Below are 19,837 nucleotides of genomic sequence, written 5' to 3' on the forward strand. Positions count from 1 at the left end.
GCGTTCCGGGCGGGGAACGGAGGGCGGACCTTCGTGCCGACAAATCGGACCCTAAGGAAAGCGTTTTCCCCGCGCAAGACATAGACGTTCGCAGGATGGTTGCAGGATCCCGCCGGCCCGCGTGCCGCTGAAAATTTCAGGCGGGCAGGCGCACGGCGGCCCAGACCGTCTTGCCGGCGGCGCCGCGCAGCCAGCCCCAGGCCGCGGCCCGCCGCTCCAGCAGGTGCAGGCCGGTCGGCCGGCCGGCCGGGAGCCGGGGCGGTGCCGGGTCGCCGTCGCGGACGGAGATCCACAGGTAGGCGCCGCGCCGGCCGGCCGTGACGGTGCACTCGGTGCCGGCGTGCACGACCGCGTTGAGCGCCAGCTCGACGACGATCCGGCACGCGGTCGCGGCCAGCTGCGGCACGCCCCGGCTGACACAGGCCTCGTGCACGAGTGCGCGGGCCCGGCTGACCGCGAGCGCGTCCGGCCGCAGCACGACCCGGAACTGCTCCGGTGCTGGCGGGCCGGCGTCCAGGGCCGCGACGGCCTGGTCGAGGCGGTCGTGCAGGCGCAGCGCGCGCCGCCAGTGCGGCACGTCGAGCCTGGTGCGCAGCGCGCCGCGCGCCGGCATCACCCACAGCAGGGCGACGCCGTAGTCCTGCCGCGCGGTGACCTGCGCGGCGACGAACAGCGCCGCCGCGGTGCCGCTGACGTCGTCGAAGTCGCGCAGGTCGACGATGACCGCGCGCGGGCACGCGGCGAGGGCCTTGCTCAGGCAGGTCCGCAGGTAGTCCCGGCGGTCCGCGGTGAGGTGGCCGCTGACGGTGAGGCGGGAGATCTCCCGCTCCAGGTCATGCACCGAGTCAACCGTCAGCATGGCTGCACCGTACGGCCGATCGGTTGGCGCTGCATCCGCTGGATGCCCGACCCCGATCGTGCGACGTGGCTTGACATCACCGCGCTCCGCGCCCGCGGCGGTACGAAACCGGCGAACCGGTTGACGATGGAAATGAAAACCGATACCACTAAGTGCGTACGATCGCCCGTACCACCGCGCACCGACCGAAGGAGATCCCATGTCCCTCGACGTCCCCGCCGCCCTGCTCGAACGGGCCGAGGCCGGCCCCGTCGACGACGAGGAGTTCGTTGCCTGCGTGCGCGACTCCCTGCCGTACGCCTGGAGTGTGATCAGCGGTGTCGCCGGCACCCTGCACGCCTCCGGCGGCGACTTCGCCGACCACGAGGTCCCGCCGCCGGGCGAGGCCGAGCGCGGGCAGCTGCTGCGCGCGCTGGCCAGCGACGCGATCCGCGGCGGCCTGGAGCGGCACTTCGCGGTGCGGCTCGCGTTCCAGAACTGCCACCGCGTCGCCGCGTTCGCCCCGGCGGCCGTCGGCGGCGAGCGGCACCGGGCGTTCGTCTCCCCGCGCGGCCAGCTGCTCAACCAGTCGCCGGGGCTGCGCAACTGCTGACGCCGGTGCGGGCCCGCCCGGGTGCGGGCGGGCCCGCACATGCGGACATGGCGATGCGACGGCTCGTTATTGAAAATGAAACCCGGTAGCGTCTGGGCGGTCCGACACGTCCTCAGGGAGCCACCGACATGCAGCCTCGCCGGCGATCACTCGCTGTCACCACCGTCCTCACCGCGCTCACCGCCGCCCTCGCCGCGTGCGGCGGCGGACCGGCCACCACGGCGCAGCCCGGCAGCGGCGCCGGCAGCGGCGCCGGCGCCCGGCTCGCCGTCGTCGCGACCACCACCCAGGTCGCCGACTTCGCCCGCGTCATCGGCGGTGACCGGGTCGCCGTCACCCAGATCATCCAGCCCAACATCGACCCGCACGACTACGAGCCGACCCCGGCCGACCTCACCGCCATCCGCGCCGCCAAGGTCCTGGTCAAGAACGGCGTCGGCCTGGAGGGCTGGCTCGACGCGACGATCGCCTCCGCCGGGTTCCGGGGCACCACCGTCGACGCCAGCGCGGGCGTGCGCATCCGCCAGGGCGAGGGCGAGGAGGCCGAGCACGGCGACCCGCACATCTGGCACGACCCGCGCAACGCCAAACGCATGGTCCAGACCATCGAGCGGGCGTTCGCCGCGGCCGCGCCCGGCGACGCCGACACGTTCGCCAGGAACCTCGCCGGCTACGGCGCGCAGCTCGACGCGCTCGACGCCGGCATCGCCGCCAAGCTCGGCGCGCTTCCCGCCGCGGACCGCAAGCTCGTCACCAACCACGACGCGTTCGGCTACTACATCGACCGGTACCAGCTGCAGTTCGTCGGCTCGATCATCCCCAGCTTCGACACCTCGGCCGAGCTGTCCGCCAAGGACGTCGACGACATCGTCGCCAGGATCAGGCAGACCGGCGCCAAGGCCGTGTTCTCCGAGAGCTCGCTGCCCCCGAAGACCGCCGAGGCGATCGCGAAGCAGGCCGGGGTTAAGGTCGTCGCCGGCGAGGACGCCCTGTACGGCGACAGCCTCGGCCCGGAAGGCTCCGCCGGCGACACGTACCTCAAGATGGAGCAGCACAACACCGACACGATCGTGCGGGCCCTCGGTGGCTGACCTCGCCCTGCGCCTGGCGCACGCCACCGCCGGCTACGACGGCACCCCGGTCCTGCAGGACGTCACCGGCCAGGTCCGCGCCGGCGAGACCGTGGCGCTCATCGGCCCCAACGGCGCCGGCAAGTCCACGCTCATCAAAGCGGTCCTCGGCCTGGTACCGGTCACCGCCGGCACGATCACCGTGCTCGGCCGGGCCCCGGCCGCTGCCCGCCGCGACGTCGCCTACGTCCCACAGGCCGACACCCTCGACCCGCAGTTCCCGATCTCCGTGGCCCAGGTCGTGCTCATGGGCCGCTACCGCAGGACCGGGTGGCTGCGCCGCCCCGGCCGCACCGACCGGCGCATCGCCGCCGACGCCCTGGACCTGGTCGGCCTCGCCGACCGGGCCCGGGTCCGGTTCGGCGCCCTCTCCGGCGGGCAGCGCCAGCGCGTCCTGCTCGCCCGGGCCATCGCCCAGCAGCCCCGACTGCTCCTGCTCGACGAGCCGTTCAACGGCGTCGACGTCGTCAGCCAGGACGCGCTGCTGGCGGCGATCGGCGCCCTCATCCGGCAGGGCGCCGCCGCCGTCATCAGCACCCACGACCTCGCCCTCGCCCACCTGGCCTGCGACGCCGCCTGCCTGCTCAACCGGCACGTGCACGGCTTCGGACCGGTGCGGGAGGTCCTCACCCCGGCCCTGCTGCGCGCCGCGTACGGCAGCCAGGCCCTCGACCTGCGCGGCGACCGGGTCATCGTCGCCCGCCCGTGAGGAGCCACCGTGCACGCCGTCCTCGTTGAGCCGTTCACCGTGCCGTTCATGGGCCGGGCCCTCGCTGAGCTGCTGCTGCTCGCCCTGCTCGCCGGGGTCGTCAGCGCGTTCGTGCTCATCCGGCGCCTCGGGTTCGTCGCCGACACCATGACCCACACCGTCTTTCCCGGCGTCGTCGTCGGGTTCCTCAGCGGCGGCCCCGGGGGCGTCTTCCCCGGCGCCCTCGCCGCCGCCGCCGTCACCGCGGTGCTGCTGACCCTGCTCACCCGGTCCCGGCGGGTCACCGACGACACCGCCCTGGCCGTGCTGCTCGCCGCCATGTTCGCCGTCGGTGTGGCGCTCGTGTCGCGGCGCGCCTCCTACCGCGCCGACCTCACCGCGTTCCTGTTCGGCCGGCTTCTCACCGTCACCCCCACCCAGCTGGCGCAGACCGCGGCGGTGGCCGCCGTCGTGCTGGCCACCCTCGCGGCGCTGGCCAAGGAGCTGCGGCTGCGGGCGTTCGACCCGCAGGCCGCGGCCGCCATGGGCTACCGCGTATGGCTGCTGGACCTGACCCTGAACCTGGGCGTCGCCCTCGTCGTCGTCGCGGCCGCCCAGGCCGTCGGCACGATCCTCGTGGTGGCGCTGCTGGTCGTACCGGCGGCGACGGGACGGCTCGTCTCGGACCGCCTCGCGGTGATCGCCGCCGTCGGGGTCGCCGCCGCGGCGCTGGCCGGGTACCTCGGCCTCGCCGTCAGTTACCACGCCTCCGTCACCCACGGGGTGCGGCTGGCCGGCGGCGGCACCGTCGTGCTCGCCCTCGTCGCCCTGTACCTGCTGGCCCTGCTCGTCGCGCCGGTCCGCCGGCTCGCCACCCGCGGGAGCGCCGATGCCGTCGGCTGACGTCGCGTTCCACCGGGCCCTCGTCGAGGCGGTCCTGGTCGGCGTCGCCACCGGGCTGCTCGGCGTGCAGGTCGTGCTGCGGCGGCTGGCGTTCTTCACGATGGCGATGACCCACGCCACGTTCCCCGGCGTCGTCGTGGCCGCGGTCGTCGGTGTCGACCTGTACCTCGGCGGTGCCGCGGCCGGGGTCGCCGCCGCGCTCGCCGTCGCCGCGCTGTCCCGCCGCCGCGGCCACGACCCGAGCACGGCGACCGCGGTGGCGCTCGCCGCCGGGTTCGCGCTCGGCGTCGTGCTGCTGTCCGCGCAGCGCGGCTTCACCAGGGACCTCACCGCCTACCTCGTCGGGTCGATCCTGACCGTCACCACCGAGGACCTGGCCGCCGCCGCGACCGTCGTGGCCGCCGTCGCCCTCAGCGTGGCCGTGGCCGGCCGGGCGCTGACGTACACGGCGTTCGACCGCGACGGTGCCCGCGCCGCCGGGTACCGCACGGGCACCGTCGACCTCGGCGTCCTGCTGCTCGTCGCCGCGGTCGTCGTCACCGCCGTGCCGGCCGTCGGCACCATCCTCACCGTGGCACTGGTCGTCGCACCGGCCGGCGCCGCCCGGCTGTGGACCGACCGGATCGGCACCATGACCGCCGCGTCGGTCGGTATCGCCGTCGCCAGCACGGTCGGCGGGCTGCTGCTGTCGCGCGGCTGGGACGTCGCGGCCGGCGCGGCGATCAGCCTCACCGCCGCCGGCTGCTTCGCGGTGTCCCTGCTCGTCGGTCGCCGCGACAGCCTGCTCACCCGCCGGCGGACCCGCCGGCCGGGCAGGACGGCGGCGCCGGTGGCCGGCCGCGCCTGACCCGCCGGCGCCCCGGTGTCGCCGCACCGGGCTTCCGCGGTCGAGGGGCGGGCCCGTACCGTGTCCGCAGGCCCGCACCCGGCGCGGCCCGGCGCTCCTCGGCGGGAGCCCGGGACGCGCGGCGGGCACCGCACGATGTCGGGTGGTCACGGCGGGCCGCCTCGATGACGGCTGTCATCCTGAGCGAGGAGCACACCTGTGGGCAACACCAAACGCCGTCCCACCGCCGTCCCGCACCGCCGCGGCGGGGTCCACTGGGTATGGATCGTGCTGGCCCTGGCCGCCGGCGCCCTGCTCGGCGGGCCGATCGGCGCCGCCACCGCCGACCCGCGCTCCGACACGCAGCGCTCCATCGACGCGATCCGGGCCGCGGACGCCAAACGCGACGCCGAGCAGATCGTCGCGCTGACCACGCAGGCGCGGCAGGTCCGTGACGCGCTCGCCCCGGTCCTCGACGCGTTCGCCGCCGCCGTCCCGCCCGGCGCCAACGCCGTGCCCGGACCGGAGGCCACCACCGACCAGGTCGCGACGTGGCGCACCGCGACGACGAAGGCCGTGGAAGGGTTCGCCGACCCGCCGTCCGCCGGCACCGGGGTCAACATCGCCCGCGCCGGCCTCGCCGCCGCCACCCGCACCCTGCAGGAGGCCGTCATCGCCTACGAGCAGGCGCTGCGGGTGCCACCGGCGTCCAGGGCCGCGCAGCTGACCCACGCCGGGCAGCTGCGCGACATCGCCGTGGCGACCTGGGCCGTCGGCGGCACCCAACTCGACCAGCTCAACGTCGACGCCGGCCACGGCCACGCGCACGTCTTCCTGCCCGCCGTGCCCGGCCAGGGCGCGATGACCTCGGACGGCTCGCCGGAAGGCAAGTGAGGCCGGCGCGCCCGGCGATACAGGTCAGGCCGCGTCGCGCCGCACGACCGCGGTCGACGGGGGCGCGGCGGCGGTCGGGGTGGCGGTGGCGGTCGGGGTGGCCATGCCCTTGCGGACCGCCTCCAGCAGCGCGGTGCCCTGCGCGGCCAGGGAGGCCACGACGCTGTTGAGCCCGTCGGCGCCGTTGAGCACGGTGAGGTTGGCGCCCTGCAGGCCCTCGGCGGCGGCCCGGAGGAGGTCCGGGAGCTGCTCGATCATCATCTGGTCGAGGGCGATGCGGCCCTGGGCGGCGGCGGCCTCCGCGGACAGCTTCGTGGCGTCGGCGTCGGCACGGGCGAGGGTGCGGATCCGCTCGGCCTCGGCCTCCGCCGGGCGGATGACCTCGGTGACCAGCTCCGCCTGGCGCAGCTCGGCACGCTTCTGCGCGACGATCGCCTGCTCGACGAGGACGTGCTGCTGGGCCTGGGCGGCGGCGAGCGGGCCGGCCTGCGCGGCGGTCTGCTGGGCCTGGTCGATCTCGGCCTGGTAGCGCGCCTGAGCGATGGCGGTCTGCCGGGCGTACTCGGCCTGGTTGCGCTTGCTCTCCTGCTGCGCCATCGCGCTGGCCTGGTCGGCGATCGCCTGCGCCACGTTGGCCTCCTGGTTGACCCGCGCCTGGTGCGGGGCGGCCAGGGCCTTGATGTAGCCGACGCCCTTGTCGTGGATGCTGCTGATCTGCAGCGAGTCGATGTCCAGGCCGATGCGGGCCATCTCGGTCTTGCTGGCGTCGACGATCGCGTCGGCCAGGGTCTGCTGCTCCCGGATGATCGCCTCGACGGTCATGCTGCCGATGATGCTGCGCAGGTGGCCGCTGAAGATCCGGCCGACGAGGACCGGCATCTGCGACTGGTCGCCCTGGAAGCGGCGGGCCGCCGCGGCGATCGACTCGTGGTCGTCGCCGACCTTGAACGCGATGACGGCCTGGACGTGCAGGGTGAGTCCCTGCTGGGTGTAACAGTCCTCCTCGACCTCGGCCTCCTGCATCGCCAGGGTCAGCCGGGTCGCCTTGGAGAAGACCGGGACGACGAACGTGCCGTGCCCCGTGACGATCTTGAACGGTAGCGCATCGGCCCCTCGCTGCTTGCGGCCGCTGATCAGCAGGGCCTCATTGGGCGCGGGCACACGGTAACCGAACATGGTGGCCTCTCTCAGCCAGTGGTGGTGTGGTCCCCGGGCATCGGTGACCACGGTTCGACGTCGACCTGACGCGCGCCGCGGAAATGGACGACGAGCACGTGGGTGCCGGACGGCACCGGCTCGGCGGCGTATGCGAGGTAGTGGTGTGGGACGCCCTGGACCACGATGCGGATCTCGCCGGGACGGTCTCCCCCGCGAACTGCGGTGACCACCACGCCGACCCTGCCGACCAGCGACTGACCACGCACGGCCACTCCCCATCCGCCGCCCGCCGCGCGCTCCCGCGCGTCGTGACGTGTGCGATCCAGATTGTGCACCCGTCCCGCCACGGTGTGTGTCCCGTCAGGCCGCGCGGCGGTGTGTCGAGCGCGACAGTGTCGGCTTCCGGGCCGGCGGGTGGTCAGGCGCCGACGTGGACGCCCGGGCGGCGCTGCGGGTCGGGCTCGTGCTCCCGGATGATCTCCCTGGTCACGGGGGCGGTGTCGCCGCGGCCGAGCAGGAAGTACCGCACCATGTGGACCAGCGGGCTGCCCTCGGCCCAGGCGAAGTAGCAGTGCGGGCGCACGCCGGTGGTGTCGCGCAGGGCGAGCAGGATCGCGGCGATGGCGTTCGGCGCCGCCGGGGCGTCGGCGCGCAGCACCCGGTGGCCGTCGACCTTGACGCCGCGCACGGTGAGCGTGTCGCTGAAGCTGGACGGGTCGACCACCGTGATCTCCAGGAAGATCACGTCGGCGGAGCCGGGGACGGCGTTCTCGCCCCGCTGCTCGAACTCCTTCTCCGTGTACTCGGCCGCGTCGCCGGCGCCCGGGCGGTTGGCCAGGAGGTTGATCCGCCCGTCGTAGGCGAGGGTCTCGGTGATGAACCGGCGGGCGGCGTCGTCGAACTCGATGCGGTCCGCGCGCAGCTCCGTCGTGCGCGACACCCTCGAGATCAGCGAGATGGTGATGATGCCGGCGATGAACAGCCCGGAGATGGTGAGCCCGTCGGGCTTGTCGCGGATGTTCTCCACCAGGGCGTAGGCGAGGACGGCGGTGAGCAGGCCGAATCCGGCGCCGGACGCCGTGGCGCGCCGCCGGAACGCGGACACGGTGACGGCGAACGCGCCGGAGACCATCATGGCGAGGATGCCGGTGGCGTACGCGCCGGCCTGCGCGTCGACGTCGGCGTCGAACGCGATCGTGATGGCGACGGTGATCGCGGTGTAGACGAGCACCACCGGGCGCACCGCCCGGCCCCACTCCGGGGCCATGCCGTAGCCGGGCAGGTAGCGCGGCACGATGTTGACCAGGCCGGCCATCGCCGACGCGCCGGCGAACCACAGGATGAGCACGGTGCTGAGGTCGTACACGGTGCCGAACGCCTCGCCGAGCTGCTCGTGGGCGAGCCAGGCGAGGGCCCGGCCGTTGGCCTGGCCGCCTTCGGCGAACTCGGCCGGCGGGATCAGCACGGTGGTGACGAAGCTGCTGGCCAGCAGGTAGACGCTCATGATGAGCGCGGCCGCGGTGAGCAGCTTGCGGGCGTTGTGGATGCGGGCCCGCAGCCGCTCCTGCGGGTCGGCGCCGTCGGCGGCGATCAGCGGCATCATGCTCACCCCGGTCTCGAAGCCGGACAGGCCCAGCACGAGCAGCGGGAACGCCAGGACCGCGGGCAGCACGAGGTCGCCGAAGCCGGTGCCGCCGGCGGTCAGCGCGTGCGTCCAGGTCGGCAACGCGTCCGGGGTGGACACCACCTCGATCACGCCGGCGACGACGATGACCGCGTTGAGGGCAAGGAACACCGCCACGAGCGGGATCGCGACGCTGACCGCCTCGCTGAACCCGAGCAGGAACACCCCGCCGAGGACCAGCAGCAGGATCACGGTGAGCGCGACGGCGTGGCCGTGCAGGAAGTCCGGGGCGTGTGGGTTCTCTTGCACGTGCAGGCTGGCGTCGGCCGCCGACAGGGTGATCGTGATGATCCACGAGGTGGCCACGAACCCGAGCAGCACCAGCACGAAGATCTTGCCGCGCCAGAACGGCAGCAGCTGCTCCAGCATCGACACCGAGCCGGCGCCGTGCGGGCTCTCCTTGGCGACCCGCCGGTACATCGGCAGCATCCCGAACAGTGTCAGCGCCACGATCAGCAGGGTGGCCAGCGGGGACAGGGCCCCGGCGGCGGTCGCCGCGATCGCCGGCACGTAGGCGAGGCTGGAGAAGTAGTCGACGCCGGTCAGGCACATCACCTTCCACCAGGCGTGCTGCTCGGCGTGCGCCTCGCCGGCCGCCGGCCCGACCGGCTGCACGCGGTGCCGCAGCAGCCACCGGGCCACCGGCCCGCCGCGCGGCGGGCGCCGCGCCGGGGTCTGCACCACCGCCGGCACCGCGTACTCGTCCAGCGCCCCGGCGTCGTCAGTGGTGTTCATATGCGCTCCAGTGCCGTTGGCGATACCCGGCCGATCACGGTACGAGCCTCCGGCACTTCCCGCAGCCCGACGGGGGCGGTGACGGTGATCACGCCGGGCGGGGCGGCACGCGCGGGACGCGGATCGTGGCGGTCGTGCCGGCCGGGCCGGCCGGGCTGGCCGGGGTGAGCGCGACGGTCCCGTGGTGCCGGCGCAGGATCGCGCGGGTCAGTGCCAGGCCCAGGCCGCTGCCGGGGATGCCGGCGTGCCGGGCGTTGCTACCGCGGTGCAGCCGGCGGAAGACCGCGTCGTGCTCCCCGGCCGGCAGGCCGCCGCCCGCGTCGGTGACGGCCACCACGGCGACGTCGCCGTCGGCCCGGCCGGCGACGGTGACCCGGGCGCCGTCGGGGCTGTAGGTGACCGCGTTGAGCAGCACCTGGTCGACGGCCTGGCGCAGCCGGCGCTGGTCGCCCGGCACCGGCAGATGCGGGGGCAGCTCCACGGTGACCGTGATGCCACGTGGCTCGGCGGTCGCGGCCACGTCGGCGGCCGCCGCCGCGGTGAGCGCGGCCAGGTCGACGGTGCCGATCGTCAGCTCCGCGTCGCCGGACTCGAGCGCCGCCAGGTCGATCAGCCGGTCGACGAGGTCGCGCAGGTGGGCGTTGTTGCGGTGGATGACGCCGAGCAGGTCGCGGATCTCGCCGAGTGCCGTGGTGTCCGGCGAGTCGGCGATGAGGTCGGTGTACACGCCGATCGACGTCAGCGGGGTGCGCAGCTCGTGACCGACCAGCGCGATGTAGTGCTCGGTGCTGGCCGCCAGCTGCAGGGCCAGCTCGTCCGCGCGCCGGCGCTCCAGGTACGCGCCGATGCAGCCGGCGACGCCGGTGAGCAGGATGCCCAGCGAGGGCTCGGGCTCCTGCCGGCAGTCGGAGAAGAAGGTGATCACGCCGGTGACGGTGCCGCCGCTGCACACCGGCACCGCGCCCGCCGCCTGGTACGCGCACGCCGCGGCCACCTCGGGCAGCACGGGCGCGCCGGGCGCCCGGATGTCCGGCACCCACACCAGTTCATCGCGCTGCCAGGCGGCCCCGGCGAGCCCTTCGCCGCGGGCGAAGCTGTCCGGCAGCGGCAGCGGCCGCTCCCCCGGCGCGGTCCACGCCGCGACCGGGTGCAGCCGGTCGGTGAGCGGATCGACCTGCCAGAACCGCATGTACGGCCAGCCCAGCGTGGTGGCGATCGCTTCGAGCAGCTGCCCGGTCGCGGTGCCGGTGTCCGGCGCGGTGGCCAGGACCCGCAGCACCTGGCTCTGGCATTCGTAGCAGCGGCGGGCGAGGTCTTCGGCGGTGACGTCGTGCACCGCCGCGACCGCGCCGAGGAGCGCGCCGGACGGGTCGCGGACCGGCCGGGCGTTGACGGCCAGCGACCGGAGCCGGCCGGCCGCGTCGTGCGCGACCAGGTCGCCGTCGCGGACCTGCTCTCCGGCGAGCGCGCGGGCGAGCGGCCGTTGCCCGGCGGCGACCGGTGAGCCGTCCCGCCGGCACAGCGCCATTCGCTCCGGCGCGCCGTCGCCGAACGTGCGGCGCAGCCACGTGTTCGACACGACCGTCCGGCCGCGGGTGTCGCAGGCGACGACACCGGCCTCGACGGTGCCCAGCAGCGCCTCGGTGAGCGGGTCCGGCGCGGTGTCCGGCCCAGCGGCGTCCGGCGCGGTGTCCGGCCCGGCGGCGTCCGGCGCGGTGTCCCGTCCGGCGGCGTCCGGCGCGGTGTCCCGTCCGGCGGCGTCCGGCGCGGTGTCCCGTCCGGCGGCGTCCGCTGCGGGGTCCGGTCCGGCCGGGTCCGTCGCCAGCTGCGCGGTGACCACGTCGGCGAGCTCCCGCACGCTGAACGGCTTGCGCACCACGGCGGTGACACCGCTGCCGGCCAGCCGCGGATCGGACGGTCCGAGCAGCGCGGTCACCACGACCACCGGGATGCCGGCCAGCGCGGGGTCGTCCCGCATCGCCCGGCACATGCGCAGGCCGTCCATCATGGGCATGTCGACGTCGGCGACGACCAGGTCCGGCCGGTGCGCCGCGGCCGCCGCCAGCCCCTCGACGCCGTCCGTCACCGCCGTCACGTCGTGCCCGAGCCGCCGCAGTACCGCGGTGATGGCGCGCTGATGGTCGACGTTGTCCTCGGCCAGCAGCACTGACCCCATAGCGTCAAAATAGCGCTGCGGCCCGCGGCCGCGCCGGCAAATCGGCGCTATCGGGTGGCGCCGCGCGGCCCAGTTCCCTGATCTCGGCCGGCGCCGGCCGGATCTGAGGGTTTCCGGGAAAGTGCGTCCGGTCGGCCGTCACCGGTCGGTTCGACCGTGTCGGGTGGTCGGGCAGTGTTGCGTCGCGGCCGGTGCCGGCGGGTCGCGGCGCAGGCATGGTTGTGCCCTGGAAGATCTGGTTCTCCAGGGACGGAGTACCCATTTCATGAACATCGGCAGAAGACTGCGGGCAGCCGTGGCCACGGCGGTCGCGGTGCCGGCGGGGCTGGCGCTGACCGGCGGACCCGCGTCGGCCGTGGTGTCGTCCGCGGACACCACCGCGGGGGCGACCACCCTGGCCCAGGTGCGCTCCGTCATCGGCGCGGACACCGGCACCGCGGCGACCCTGACCGGCAAGGGCGTCGGCGTGGCGCTCATCGACACGGGCGTGGCGTCCGTGCCGGGGCTGCCGGCGGCGCAGATCGTCAACGGGCCGACCGCCACGGGGGCGGTGGACGTCTCCCAGATGATCGCCGCGCTGGACTGGGTCGTGCAGCACCGCAACGACGACCCGGCGAACCCGATCCGGGTGCTGAACCTCTCCTACGGCTCCGGCGGCAGCGGGCAGTCGTGGACCGACCCGCTGCAGTTCGCGGTGGAGCGGGCGTGGAAGGCCGGGATCGTGGTGGTCGCCGCTGCCGGCAACAACGGCAACGCCGCGGGCACGCTGACCAACCCGGCGACCGACGACTGGGTCCTCGCCGTCGGCGCCACCGCGACGAACGGCACCACCGCCACCGGCGACGACACCCTTGCCACGTTCACGAACCTGGCCTCGACCACCACGGCTGGCGTCGCCGGTCAGGTCGACCTGCTCGCCCCCGGCACGTCGATCGCGTCGCTGCGCGTGCCCGGGTCCAACGTCGACAACCTGTACCCGTCGGCGCGGGTCGGCGAGACGCTGTTCAAGGGCAGCGGCACCTCCCAGGCGACGGCCGTGGTCAGCGCCGCCGCGGCGCTGCTGCTGCAGGCCAAGCCGGCCGCGACCCCGAACCAGGTCAAGGACTGGCTGATCAAGGGGGCGACCGCGCTCGGCACCGGCACCGCGAAGACCCTCGGGCTGGCCGAGCTCAACGTCAACGGGGCGCTGGCCCGCACCGGCACCACCGTGACACCGCCGGCGCTGCAGGCGTCCAGCGGCGCCGGCTCCCTGCAGGGCTCCCGCGGCACCAGCTACCTCACCCTCGACGGCGTCAAGCTCACCGGCGAGCGCACCGTGTGGGGCCCGTTCTCCAGCATCCAGTGGGCGGCCGCGACGTCGTGGAGCGGCGGGCTGTGGCTGGGGTACCGGCTGGCCGGCGACGGCTGGACCGGCACCTCGTGGGCGTCGAAGACGTGGGCCGCCGGCACCTGGTCGGCCGCGCCGTGGGCCGGCAGCGCCGCCACCGGCTGGAGCGACCCGGCGTGGTCCGGGCGCACCTGGTCCGGGCGGACCTGGTCGGCCGGCACGTGGTCCGGGCGGACCTGGTCCAGCGACGGCTGGTCCGCGACCGCCTGGAGCTGACCGTCCCGCGCACCCGGCACCCCGCCCGCGTCGTGCGGCGGGGTGCCGGTGCGCGCATAGGATCGCCGGTATGGCGCTGCGACCGGCTCACGTGATCATCAAGGCGCTCGACGCCGCGGCGGTCGGCCGGTTCTGGGCCGAGGCGCTCGGCTGGCACGCGTACCGCGGCGCCGCCGGCGTGACCACCTATGTCGGGCCCGCCGGCGGCCTGGTGTGGCCTGACCCGGTCGTCATCGGCCTCGACGTCGTGCCCGTCCCGGAGCCCAGGACCCCGGTGAAGAACCGGACCCACCTCGATCTGGCCACCACCTCCGCGGACCAGCAGGCGGACCTCGTGGCCCGCCTGCTGGCGCTCGGCGCGACGCCCGCCGACGTGGGCCAGGGCGACGTGCCGTGGACGGTCCTGGCCGACCCGGAGGGCAACGAGTTCTGCGTGCTGGAGCCCCGGGAGCGGCACCGGGACACCGGTCCGGTCGCCGCGGTCGTCGTCGACTGCACCGACCCGCGGGCCATGGCCCGGTTCTGGGGTGCGGCGACGGGCTGGACCGTGCACGAGGTCACCGACGGGTTCGCCGTGCTGCGCTCCGCCGAGGGCACCGGCCCCTACCTGGAGTTCCCGCGCGCGCCCGGCGCGAAGATCGTGCCGGACCGCCTGCATCTCGACCTGCTGCCGTTCCCCGGCGGGGACCCCGCGGCCGAGGTCGCCCGGCTGCGCGCCCTCGGCGCCGCCGACCTGGACGTCGGGCAGGGCGACGTGGCGTGGACGTGCCTGACCGACCCCGACGGCCACGAGCTCTGCGTCCTCGCCCAGGACTGACCCGCCCCGCCGGTGACGCCGGCCGGCTCAGCCGGTCGTCGCGGCCAGGTCTCGGCGCAGTTGCGCGGCCTCGGGCACGCCGAGGTCGTCATACAGGGCGAGGGCCCGGGCGAAGTGTTCCCGGGCGCGGCCGGGGTCGCCGTCGGCGCGGTGGGCCCGGCCGAGCCCGGCGTGCGCCCGGGCCTGCTGCTCGCGGACGCCGGCGCGCACGGCGGTGTCGAGCGCGGCGGTGTGGTGCGCCAGCGCGTCCGCCGTCCGCCCGGCCGCCGCGGCCGCCTCGCCGAGCCCGTTGCGGGCCCACGCCTCGCCGTGCCGGTCCCCCACCTCGAGGAACAGGGCGAGGCTGCGGGCGTGCAGCTCGGCGGCGGCGTCCGGCCGCCCGAGCCGCGCCTCGATGATGCCGAGGTCGGTGAGGCTGGTCGCCTCGCCGGCCCGGTCACCGATGCGCCGGTGCACGGCGATCGCCTCCCGCTGGTGCGCGGCCGCGGCCGCGTAGTCGCCGAGCTGGTAGCCGGCCATGCCGAGGTTGATCAGGGTGCGCCCGACACCGGCGTCGTCGCCGTGCCGCCGGGCGATCGTGAGGGCCGCCCGGTAGTGGGCGGTGGCCGGCTCGTACCGGTGCAGCCGCTGCTCGACGCCGCCGAGGCCGAACCGGGCCCGGCCGACCCCGGTCGCGTCGCCGGCCACCTCGAAGGCGGCCCGTGCCCGCGCGAAGTGCCCGGCCGCCGCGGCGAGCCGCCCCAGCTGCTGCTGCGCCGTGCCCAGCCCGAGCTCGGCGTGCCCGATGCCGGGACCGTCGCCGAGCAGTCCGGCGGCGTCGCGGGCCGCGCCGTGCACGACGAGCGCCTCGGCGGCGGCGCCGCCCACCAGGTACCGGTACAGCGTGCGGGCCAGCACGACGGCGTGCGCCGGCCAGCCGTGCCCGGCCGCGTACCGCACCGTCGCGACCAGCCCGGGCAGCTCCGCCTCCAGCCAGGCCCGGGCGGTCTCCCGGTCGGGCAGCGGCGGGGTCGTGGCCGCCGGCGGCACGTGCGGGCGGTGCCGCCGGTCCGCGGGGAACAGCACGTCCATCGCGGCGGCCGCCGCTGCCGTGCTGTGCTCGAACAGCCGGGTCCGCGCCGCGTGCCCGGCCGCGTCGCCGCCGAGGCCGAGGGCGTACGCGCGCAGCAGGTCGTGCATGGCGAACCGTTCCCCGGCGGTGCCCTGCAGCAGGTGGCCGCGCACGAGCAGCCACAGCGTCCGCCGGGCCTGCGGCACCGGGACACCGGCGAGGGCGGCCGCGGCGTACACGTCGACGTCGGCGCCGGGGTGCAGCGCGAGCAGCCCGAACAGGTCCGCGGCCGGGGGCGGCAGGTGCCGCAGCGACCACGAGAACGCGGCGGCGACCGAGCCGCGCGGGTCGCCGCCGGCGTCCAGCAGGGCCAGCCGCCGGTGCTGGTCGCCGAGCTCGGCGGCGAGCTGGTCGAGGGTCGCCGCCGGCCGGGAGACGACGAGCTCGGCGGCGACCCGCAGCGCCAGCGGCAGCCGCGCGCACAGCTGCGCGACGGTGACGGCGGCGGCCGGCTCGGCCTCGGCCCGGGCACCCACCAGCCGGCGCAGCAACGCCCCCGCCTCGACGACCGTCAGCAGCCCCAGGTCGATGCGGTGCGCGCCGTGTACGGCCACCAGCCCGGCCAGCTGGTCGCGGCTGGTCACCAGCACGGTGCACGACGCGGTGCCGGGCAGCAACGGCCGGACGTGCTCGGCCGAGGCGGCGTTGTCCAGCACGAGCAGCATCCGCCGGTCGGCGACCTGGCTGCGCAGCCGGGCGGCGCCCTCGTCGACGTCGGCGGGGACCTCCGCGCCGGGGACGCCGACGGCGCGCAGCAGCCGGCGCAGCGCGTCGGCGGTGGTCATCGGCTCGTCGGGATCGTAGCCGCGCAGGTTCAGGTACACCTGACCGTCGGGGTACCGGTCGCGGACCCGGTGCGCCCACCGCACGGCGAGCGCGGTCTTGCCGACGCCGGCCGTGCCGCAGATCGCGACGATGATCGCGGCGGTCGGCTGTCCGGCGGTGCCGGTCGCGGCGATGCGGTCCAGTTCGGCCAGCTCCGCGGCCCGGCCGGCGAACCCGGGCACGTCCGGGGGCAGCTGCGCCGGCACGACCGGGGCACCCGGGTGGACGCCGCCCGGCGCCGCGGCCTCCCGGCGCAGCGCCCGCCGGTGGGCGTCGCGCAGGTGGGGGCCGGGTTCGACGCCGAGGTCCTCGACGAGCCGGTGGCGGATCTCGGCGTACGCGGCGAGCGCGGCCGCCTGCAGGTCGCTGCCGGCGAGCGCGGTGATGAGCCGGGCGTGCAGCGGCTCGTGCAACGGCTCGGCCGCCGCGAGGTCCCGCAGCACCGGCAGGGACCGGCCGGGCTGCCCGGCCGCCTCCGCCAGGTCGGCGAAGCGCAGCGCTGCCGTGACCCGTTCCTGCGCCACGGCGGTGACCAGCGGGTGGTGCCGCAGCTGCGGCACGTCGGCGAGCGGGTGTCCCCGCCACATCGACAGCGCCCGCTCCAGCAGGTCGAGGGCGCCGGCCGGGGACGCGGTGCGGGCCTGTTCGACGCGGTGCCGGAAGCCGGCCAGGTCGAGCCGGTCCTCGCCGAGGTGCAGCCGGTAGCCGGCCGGTGTCCAGCTGATCGCCGGGCCTGAGCCGCCGGGGCCGAGGCCGGCGCGCAGGCGCGACACGTAGGTCTGCACCGCGTGCGCCGGCGCGCTGGGCGGCTCGGTGTCCCACAGCAGGTCCACCAGCTCCGGCAGTGGCACGGCCGCGCCGCCGGCCAGGGCGAGCCGGCCGAGTAGGAGCCGCTGCCGCCGTGAGCCCAGCGCCACCGGCCGGGCTCCACGGTGGACGGTCAGCGGCCCGAGGACCGCCACCCGGGCCGGCTCCGCGGCCTCGGGTGCCGCCGGCGCCGGATCCGGTGCGGCCGGCCGGGCCGGGGACTCGTCCGCCGCCGCCAGCCGCAGCGCCGCGGCCCGCGCGCCGGTCAGGCCGAGCCCGGCGATCAGCCCTTCCGCCGACGCGGGCTGCGGCCGGCGGGTCCGGCCCTGCTCCAGGTCGCGCAGCGCGGCGAGGCTCATCCCGGCCCGCTCGGCCAGCTGCCGCTGGCTGAGCCCCGCCTCCCGCCGCGCCGCGCGCAGCGACCTTCCCAGTCCGGCGTCGCCGCTGCCCATCGCCCGCCCCCGTCGCATCGATGCGCCCCGAACCCTAGTCGTTGCGGTGGGTCCCGGGTGGACCCGGCCGCTCAGGGCGCCGGTTCGGCGCCGGCGAGGTGGGCGCCCAGGGCCGCGGCGAGCTCGTCGCGGCGCTGGTCGCCGACCCGCTGGTCCTCGGGCACGCCGAGGTGGCCGAAGATCCGCGGGCCGATCCGGTCGGCGGGCAGGTCGGCCGGGCGCGGGATCACGTGGAAGTGCACGTGGGCGAAGCCTTCCTTCTCGGCGAACTGCACGACGTAGGTCTTCGGGCAGCCGGTCACCGCCCGCAGCGCCCGGGACAGCCGCACCTGCCAGGTGCCGAGCGTGGCCGCCTCGGCGTCGGTCAGCTCGGCGATCGACGTGACGTGGCGGCGGGGCACGAGCACGAGCCAGCCGGGCAGCGCCGTGTCGAAGCAGTGCGCGACCCGCCAGTGCTCGTCGGCGGCGACGCGTTCCGCCGCCGGCAGTTGGGCGAGGTCGCGGTTCATGCGGCACGAGAAGCACTCCATCCACGGAGGTTAGCGGCCGGCCCGCTGCGGTCAGGCTCTGCCCGCGGTCGCCGCGGCCGGCCGGGCGGGTCCCGGCGGGCAGAACCCGGCGACGAGGTCGGCGAGCGCCGCCGGCGCCGTGAGCGGGTACAGGTGGTCGCCGTCGACGGTGACGACGGTGGCGCCGGGGACGAGCCCGGCGAGCCGGGCGATGAGCCGGTGGAACGGCGCCGGGCTCGCGCCGCCCTGGATGAACAGCACCGGCAGGCGCAGCCGGGTCACGCCGGGCACGTCGAGGGTGTACGCGTTGATCGCCGGGATCTCGTCGCTGAACAGGTATCCGCTGCGCTCCTGCGCGCGCCGCACCGCCGCCGCGCCGAGGGCACGGGTCATGACCTCGCGGTACGCGGGACCGCACACGCCGGTCATGAACAGGTCGTACGCGTCCGGCACGGCGCCGCGGGCGGCCGCGGCCAGGGCGCCGCCGAGGGCGGGGCCGAGCATGGCGCGGAGGGTCTCGTGGTCCTCGGGCGCGGCCAGGGTCTCGATCAGCGGGGGTTCGCTGAGCAGGAGGGTGCGGACCAGCCCGGGGTCGTCGAGGGCGAGCTGCAGCGCGATGGTGCTGCCCGAGGAGTGGGCGAGCACGTGTGCGGGTGCGGCGTCGAGGTGGCGCAGCAGCGCGGCGGCGTGCCGGGCGTGGTCCGCGATCCGCAGGCCGGCCGGTGCGGGTGCACCGGTGTAGCCGGCGCGGACCATGCGGATCACGCGGTATCCGCGCAGCGCCGGCTCGGCGGCCAGGGGCGTGAACCAGTCCGCGGACCCGCTGGCGTGGATCAGCAGCAGGGGCGCGCCGTCGCCGCCGGAGTCGGTGTAGGTGATCTCGGCGCCGTCGATGGTCCAGGTGGTGAGTGTCATGATCGTTGCTCCTCTGGTCAGGCGGTCTCGTCGGCGTACAGGCGGATCTCGATGCCGTCGGGGTCGTGCAGCCCGACGAGGACGGCGCCGCCCCGGTGACCGGTCACGACGCCGCCGTGGGCCTGGCCGAGCTCGTCGAGCCGGTGCCGCCACGCCTGGACGGCGTCCCTGGTGGGCACGGCGAGCGCGATCGGGTCGAAGCCGGCGAGCGCCGCGGCCCGTGGCGGGTCGTGGCGCAGCGCCAGCCGGATCCCGCCGGCGGCGAGGGCGAGCCCTTTGACGACGCCTTCCTCGACGAACTCGATCTCGACGTGCAGGCCGAGGACGGTCGTGTACCAGGCGCGGCTGCGGTCCAGGTCCGAGACGGGCAGCTTGACGTGGTGAAAACCGGACAGGTCGGGCATCGCGCCTATCCTTTCGCTAGAAGCGCCTCTAGTAATTGACTAGGGTAGCCTCTAGCGAATGACGGATGCTGTCAAGCGCGTGAAGAAACCCGACAGTGCCCCGGGGCCGGCCCGCGGCACGAAGCGGGCCGAGCAGGCGCGCGCCACCCGCCGGCGCATCGTCGCCGCGGCCACCGAGCAGTTCGTCGCGCACGGCTACGGCGCGGCACTGCTGGACCAGGTCGCCGAGCGGGCCGGCGTCGCGATCCAGACGGTGTACTTCCACTTCGGCAACAAGCGCACCCTGCTCAAGGAGGCCCTCGACGTCGCCGCCACCGGCGACGACGAGCCGGTCCCGGTGCTGGAGCGGCCGTGGGTGGCGCAGCTGCGGCAGGAGCCCGACCCGCGGCGCGTCATCGCCCTGTGGGTCGCCCACGGCCGCACCATCGTGCAGCGCGTCGCCCCGCTGATGCGGGTCGTGCGCGGCGCCACCGGCACCGACCCCGAGCTGGCCGCCCAGTGGGACACCAACCAGCAGCAGACCCGCACCGCGTACGCGATGCTCGTGCAGCTGCTCGCCGAGCGCGGCGCGCTCAACCCGGCACTCACCGCCGAGCAGGCCCGCGACGTCGCCTTCGTCATCGGCAACGTGGAGAGCTACCTGCAGTTCAGCGACGTCTGCGGCTGGACCCTCGACGAGTGGCAGGACCGCACGACGACCGTCCTGACCGCGACCCTGCTGCCGCCCGGCCGGTGACGGCTACCCGGTG

General features: G+C 75.7%; 18 protein-coding genes. 9 read left to right on the forward strand and 9 right to left on the reverse strand.

Annotated features, from left to right (window positions below):
* Nucleotides 1-136 precede the first annotated feature (136 nt).
* Nucleotides 137-859, reverse strand: coding sequence for an ATP-binding protein (locus OP18_RS53140; RefSeq protein ID WP_052387426.1), 723 nt, complete (start codon nt 857-859; stop codon nt 137-139).
* Between the two features lie 199 nt (nt 860-1,058).
* On the opposite strand from OP18_RS53140, the gene OP18_RS27505 reads away from it, so the two are divergent.
* From OP18_RS27505 to OP18_RS53145, 6 genes are all read left to right on the forward strand, one after another.
* On the forward strand, nt 1,059-1,451 hold the full coding sequence (locus tag OP18_RS27505; RefSeq protein WP_033361936.1) for an SCO5389 family protein: 393 nt from the start codon (nt 1,059-1,061) through the stop codon (nt 1,449-1,451).
* Between the two features lie 128 nt (nt 1,452-1,579).
* Complete coding sequence (locus tag OP18_RS27510) at nt 1,580-2,542, forward strand: metal ABC transporter substrate-binding protein (RefSeq protein ID WP_033361937.1); 963 nt, start codon at nt 1,580-1,582, stop codon at nt 2,540-2,542.
* Nucleotides 2,535-3,290 (forward strand): metal ABC transporter ATP-binding protein, encoded by a 756-nt coding sequence (locus OP18_RS27515; protein ID WP_052387427.1) that lies wholly within the window; start codon nt 2,535-2,537, stop codon nt 3,288-3,290. Before OP18_RS27510 ends, OP18_RS27515 begins: the two co-directional genes overlap by 8 nt.
* Before the next feature lie 9 nt (nt 3,291-3,299).
* A complete protein-coding gene (locus OP18_RS27520) occupies nt 3,300-4,172 on the forward strand; it encodes a metal ABC transporter permease (RefSeq protein WP_245635538.1) in 873 nt (290 codons plus the stop codon).
* Complete coding sequence (locus OP18_RS27525) at nt 4,159-5,019, forward strand: metal ABC transporter permease (protein WP_033361938.1); 861 nt, start codon at nt 4,159-4,161, stop codon at nt 5,017-5,019. Before OP18_RS27520 ends, OP18_RS27525 begins: the two co-directional genes overlap by 14 nt.
* A gap of 198 nt (nt 5,020-5,217) precedes the next feature.
* Complete coding sequence (locus OP18_RS53145; protein WP_052387428.1) at nt 5,218-5,892, forward strand: hypothetical protein; 675 nt, start codon at nt 5,218-5,220, stop codon at nt 5,890-5,892.
* 24 nt (nt 5,893-5,916) lie between these two features.
* On the opposite strand, the gene OP18_RS27535 is transcribed toward OP18_RS53145, so the two are convergent.
* The 4 genes from OP18_RS27535 to OP18_RS27550 all read right to left on the reverse strand — a co-directional run bounded on the left by OP18_RS27535 (nt 5,917) and on the right by OP18_RS27550 (nt 11,645).
* Nucleotides 5,917-7,068, reverse strand: coding sequence for an SPFH domain-containing protein (locus OP18_RS27535; RefSeq protein ID WP_081971172.1), 1,152 nt, complete (start codon nt 7,066-7,068; stop codon nt 5,917-5,919).
* A gap of 11 nt (nt 7,069-7,079) precedes the next feature.
* Nucleotides 7,080-7,385, reverse strand: coding sequence for a YqiJ family protein (locus OP18_RS27540; RefSeq protein WP_245635539.1), 306 nt, complete (start codon nt 7,383-7,385; stop codon nt 7,080-7,082).
* A gap of 83 nt (nt 7,386-7,468) precedes the next feature.
* The gene (locus OP18_RS27545; RefSeq protein ID WP_033361939.1) at nt 7,469-9,469 is read right to left on the reverse strand and encodes an APC family permease; all 2,001 of its coding nucleotides are present in this window, start codon (nt 9,467-9,469) and stop codon (nt 7,469-7,471) included.
* An 88-nt stretch (nt 9,470-9,557) separates the two neighbouring features.
* On the reverse strand, nt 9,558-11,645 hold the full coding sequence (locus OP18_RS27550; RefSeq protein ID WP_081971173.1) for an ATP-binding protein: 2,088 nt from the start codon (nt 11,643-11,645) through the stop codon (nt 9,558-9,560).
* A gap of 265 nt (nt 11,646-11,910) precedes the next feature.
* Here OP18_RS27550 and OP18_RS53150 point away from each other — a divergent pair, with 265 nt between their 5' ends.
* Complete coding sequence (locus OP18_RS53150; protein ID WP_081971174.1) at nt 11,911-13,248, forward strand: S8 family serine peptidase; 1,338 nt, start codon at nt 11,911-11,913, stop codon at nt 13,246-13,248.
* A gap of 70 nt (nt 13,249-13,318) precedes the next feature.
* Entirely contained in the window at nt 13,319-14,065 is a 747-nt protein-coding gene (locus tag OP18_RS27560) for a VOC family protein (RefSeq protein WP_033361940.1), read from the forward strand.
* Between the two features lie 27 nt (nt 14,066-14,092).
* Here OP18_RS27560 and OP18_RS27565 read toward each other — a convergent pair whose 3' ends face one another.
* Genes OP18_RS27565 through OP18_RS27580 form a run of 4 tightly spaced genes read right to left on the reverse strand, consistent with a single transcriptional unit; the run spans nt 14,093 to nt 19,088 of the window.
* The gene (locus tag OP18_RS27565) at nt 14,093-17,278 is read right to left on the reverse strand and encodes a tetratricopeptide repeat protein (RefSeq protein ID WP_156089821.1); all 3,186 of its coding nucleotides are present in this window, start codon (nt 17,276-17,278) and stop codon (nt 14,093-14,095) included.
* 53 nt (nt 17,279-17,331) lie between these two features.
* Nucleotides 17,332-17,790 (reverse strand): HIT family protein, encoded by a 459-nt coding sequence (locus tag OP18_RS27570; RefSeq protein WP_033361942.1) that lies wholly within the window; start codon nt 17,788-17,790, stop codon nt 17,332-17,334.
* Between the two features lie 30 nt (nt 17,791-17,820).
* A complete protein-coding gene (locus OP18_RS27575; protein ID WP_211273691.1) occupies nt 17,821-18,684 on the reverse strand; it encodes an alpha/beta fold hydrolase in 864 nt (287 codons plus the stop codon).
* 17 nt (nt 18,685-18,701) lie between these two features.
* On the reverse strand, nt 18,702-19,088 hold the full coding sequence (locus OP18_RS27580; RefSeq protein WP_033361943.1) for a VOC family protein: 387 nt from the start codon (nt 19,086-19,088) through the stop codon (nt 18,702-18,704).
* Nucleotides 19,089-19,146: 58 nt separating this feature from the next.
* Here OP18_RS27580 and OP18_RS27585 point away from each other — a divergent pair, with 58 nt between their 5' ends.
* On the forward strand, nt 19,147-19,824 hold the full coding sequence (locus tag OP18_RS27585; protein WP_033361944.1) for a TetR/AcrR family transcriptional regulator: 678 nt from the start codon (nt 19,147-19,149) through the stop codon (nt 19,822-19,824).
* The last annotated feature ends 13 nt before the right edge of the window (nt 19,825-19,837 follow it).

Origin of the sequence: Dactylosporangium aurantiacum (genome assembly GCF_000716715.1) — a bacterium.
Classification (GTDB): domain Bacteria; phylum Actinomycetota; class Actinomycetes; order Mycobacteriales; family Micromonosporaceae; genus Dactylosporangium; species Dactylosporangium aurantiacum.

Coding starts and splice junctions, on each gene's coding strand:
- OP18_RS27525 (WP_033361938.1), top strand. CDS start 4,159: ATGCCGTCGGCTGACGTCGCGTTCCACCGGGCCCTCGTCGAGGCGGTC.
- OP18_RS27545 (WP_033361939.1), bottom strand. CDS start 9,469: ATGAACACCACTGACGACGCCGGGGCGCTGGACGAGTACGCGGTGCCG.
- OP18_RS27570 (WP_033361942.1), bottom strand. CDS start 17,790: ATGGAGTGCTTCTCGTGCCGCATGAACCGCGACCTCGCCCAACTGCCG.
- OP18_RS53140 (WP_052387426.1), bottom strand. CDS start 859: ATGCTGACGGTTGACTCGGTGCATGACCTGGAGCGGGAGATCTCCCGC.
- OP18_RS27565 (WP_156089821.1), bottom strand. CDS start 17,278: ATGCGACGGGGGCGGGCGATGGGCAGCGGCGACGCCGGACTGGGAAGG.
- OP18_RS27550 (WP_081971173.1), bottom strand. CDS start 11,645: ATGGGGTCAGTGCTGCTGGCCGAGGACAACGTCGACCATCAGCGCGCC.
- OP18_RS53150 (WP_081971174.1), top strand. CDS start 11,911: ATGAACATCGGCAGAAGACTGCGGGCAGCCGTGGCCACGGCGGTCGCG.
- OP18_RS27585 (WP_033361944.1), top strand. CDS start 19,147: ATGACGGATGCTGTCAAGCGCGTGAAGAAACCCGACAGTGCCCCGGGG.
- OP18_RS27535 (WP_081971172.1), bottom strand. CDS start 7,068: ATGTTCGGTTACCGTGTGCCCGCGCCCAATGAGGCCCTGCTGATCAGC.
- OP18_RS27580 (WP_033361943.1), bottom strand. CDS start 19,088: ATGCCCGACCTGTCCGGTTTTCACCACGTCAAGCTGCCCGTCTCGGAC.
- OP18_RS27575 (WP_211273691.1), bottom strand. CDS start 18,684: ATGACACTCACCACCTGGACCATCGACGGCGCCGAGATCACCTACACC.
- OP18_RS27510 (WP_033361937.1), top strand. CDS start 1,580: ATGCAGCCTCGCCGGCGATCACTCGCTGTCACCACCGTCCTCACCGCG.
- OP18_RS27560 (WP_033361940.1), top strand. CDS start 13,319: ATGGCGCTGCGACCGGCTCACGTGATCATCAAGGCGCTCGACGCCGCG.
- OP18_RS27505 (WP_033361936.1), top strand. CDS start 1,059: ATGTCCCTCGACGTCCCCGCCGCCCTGCTCGAACGGGCCGAGGCCGGC.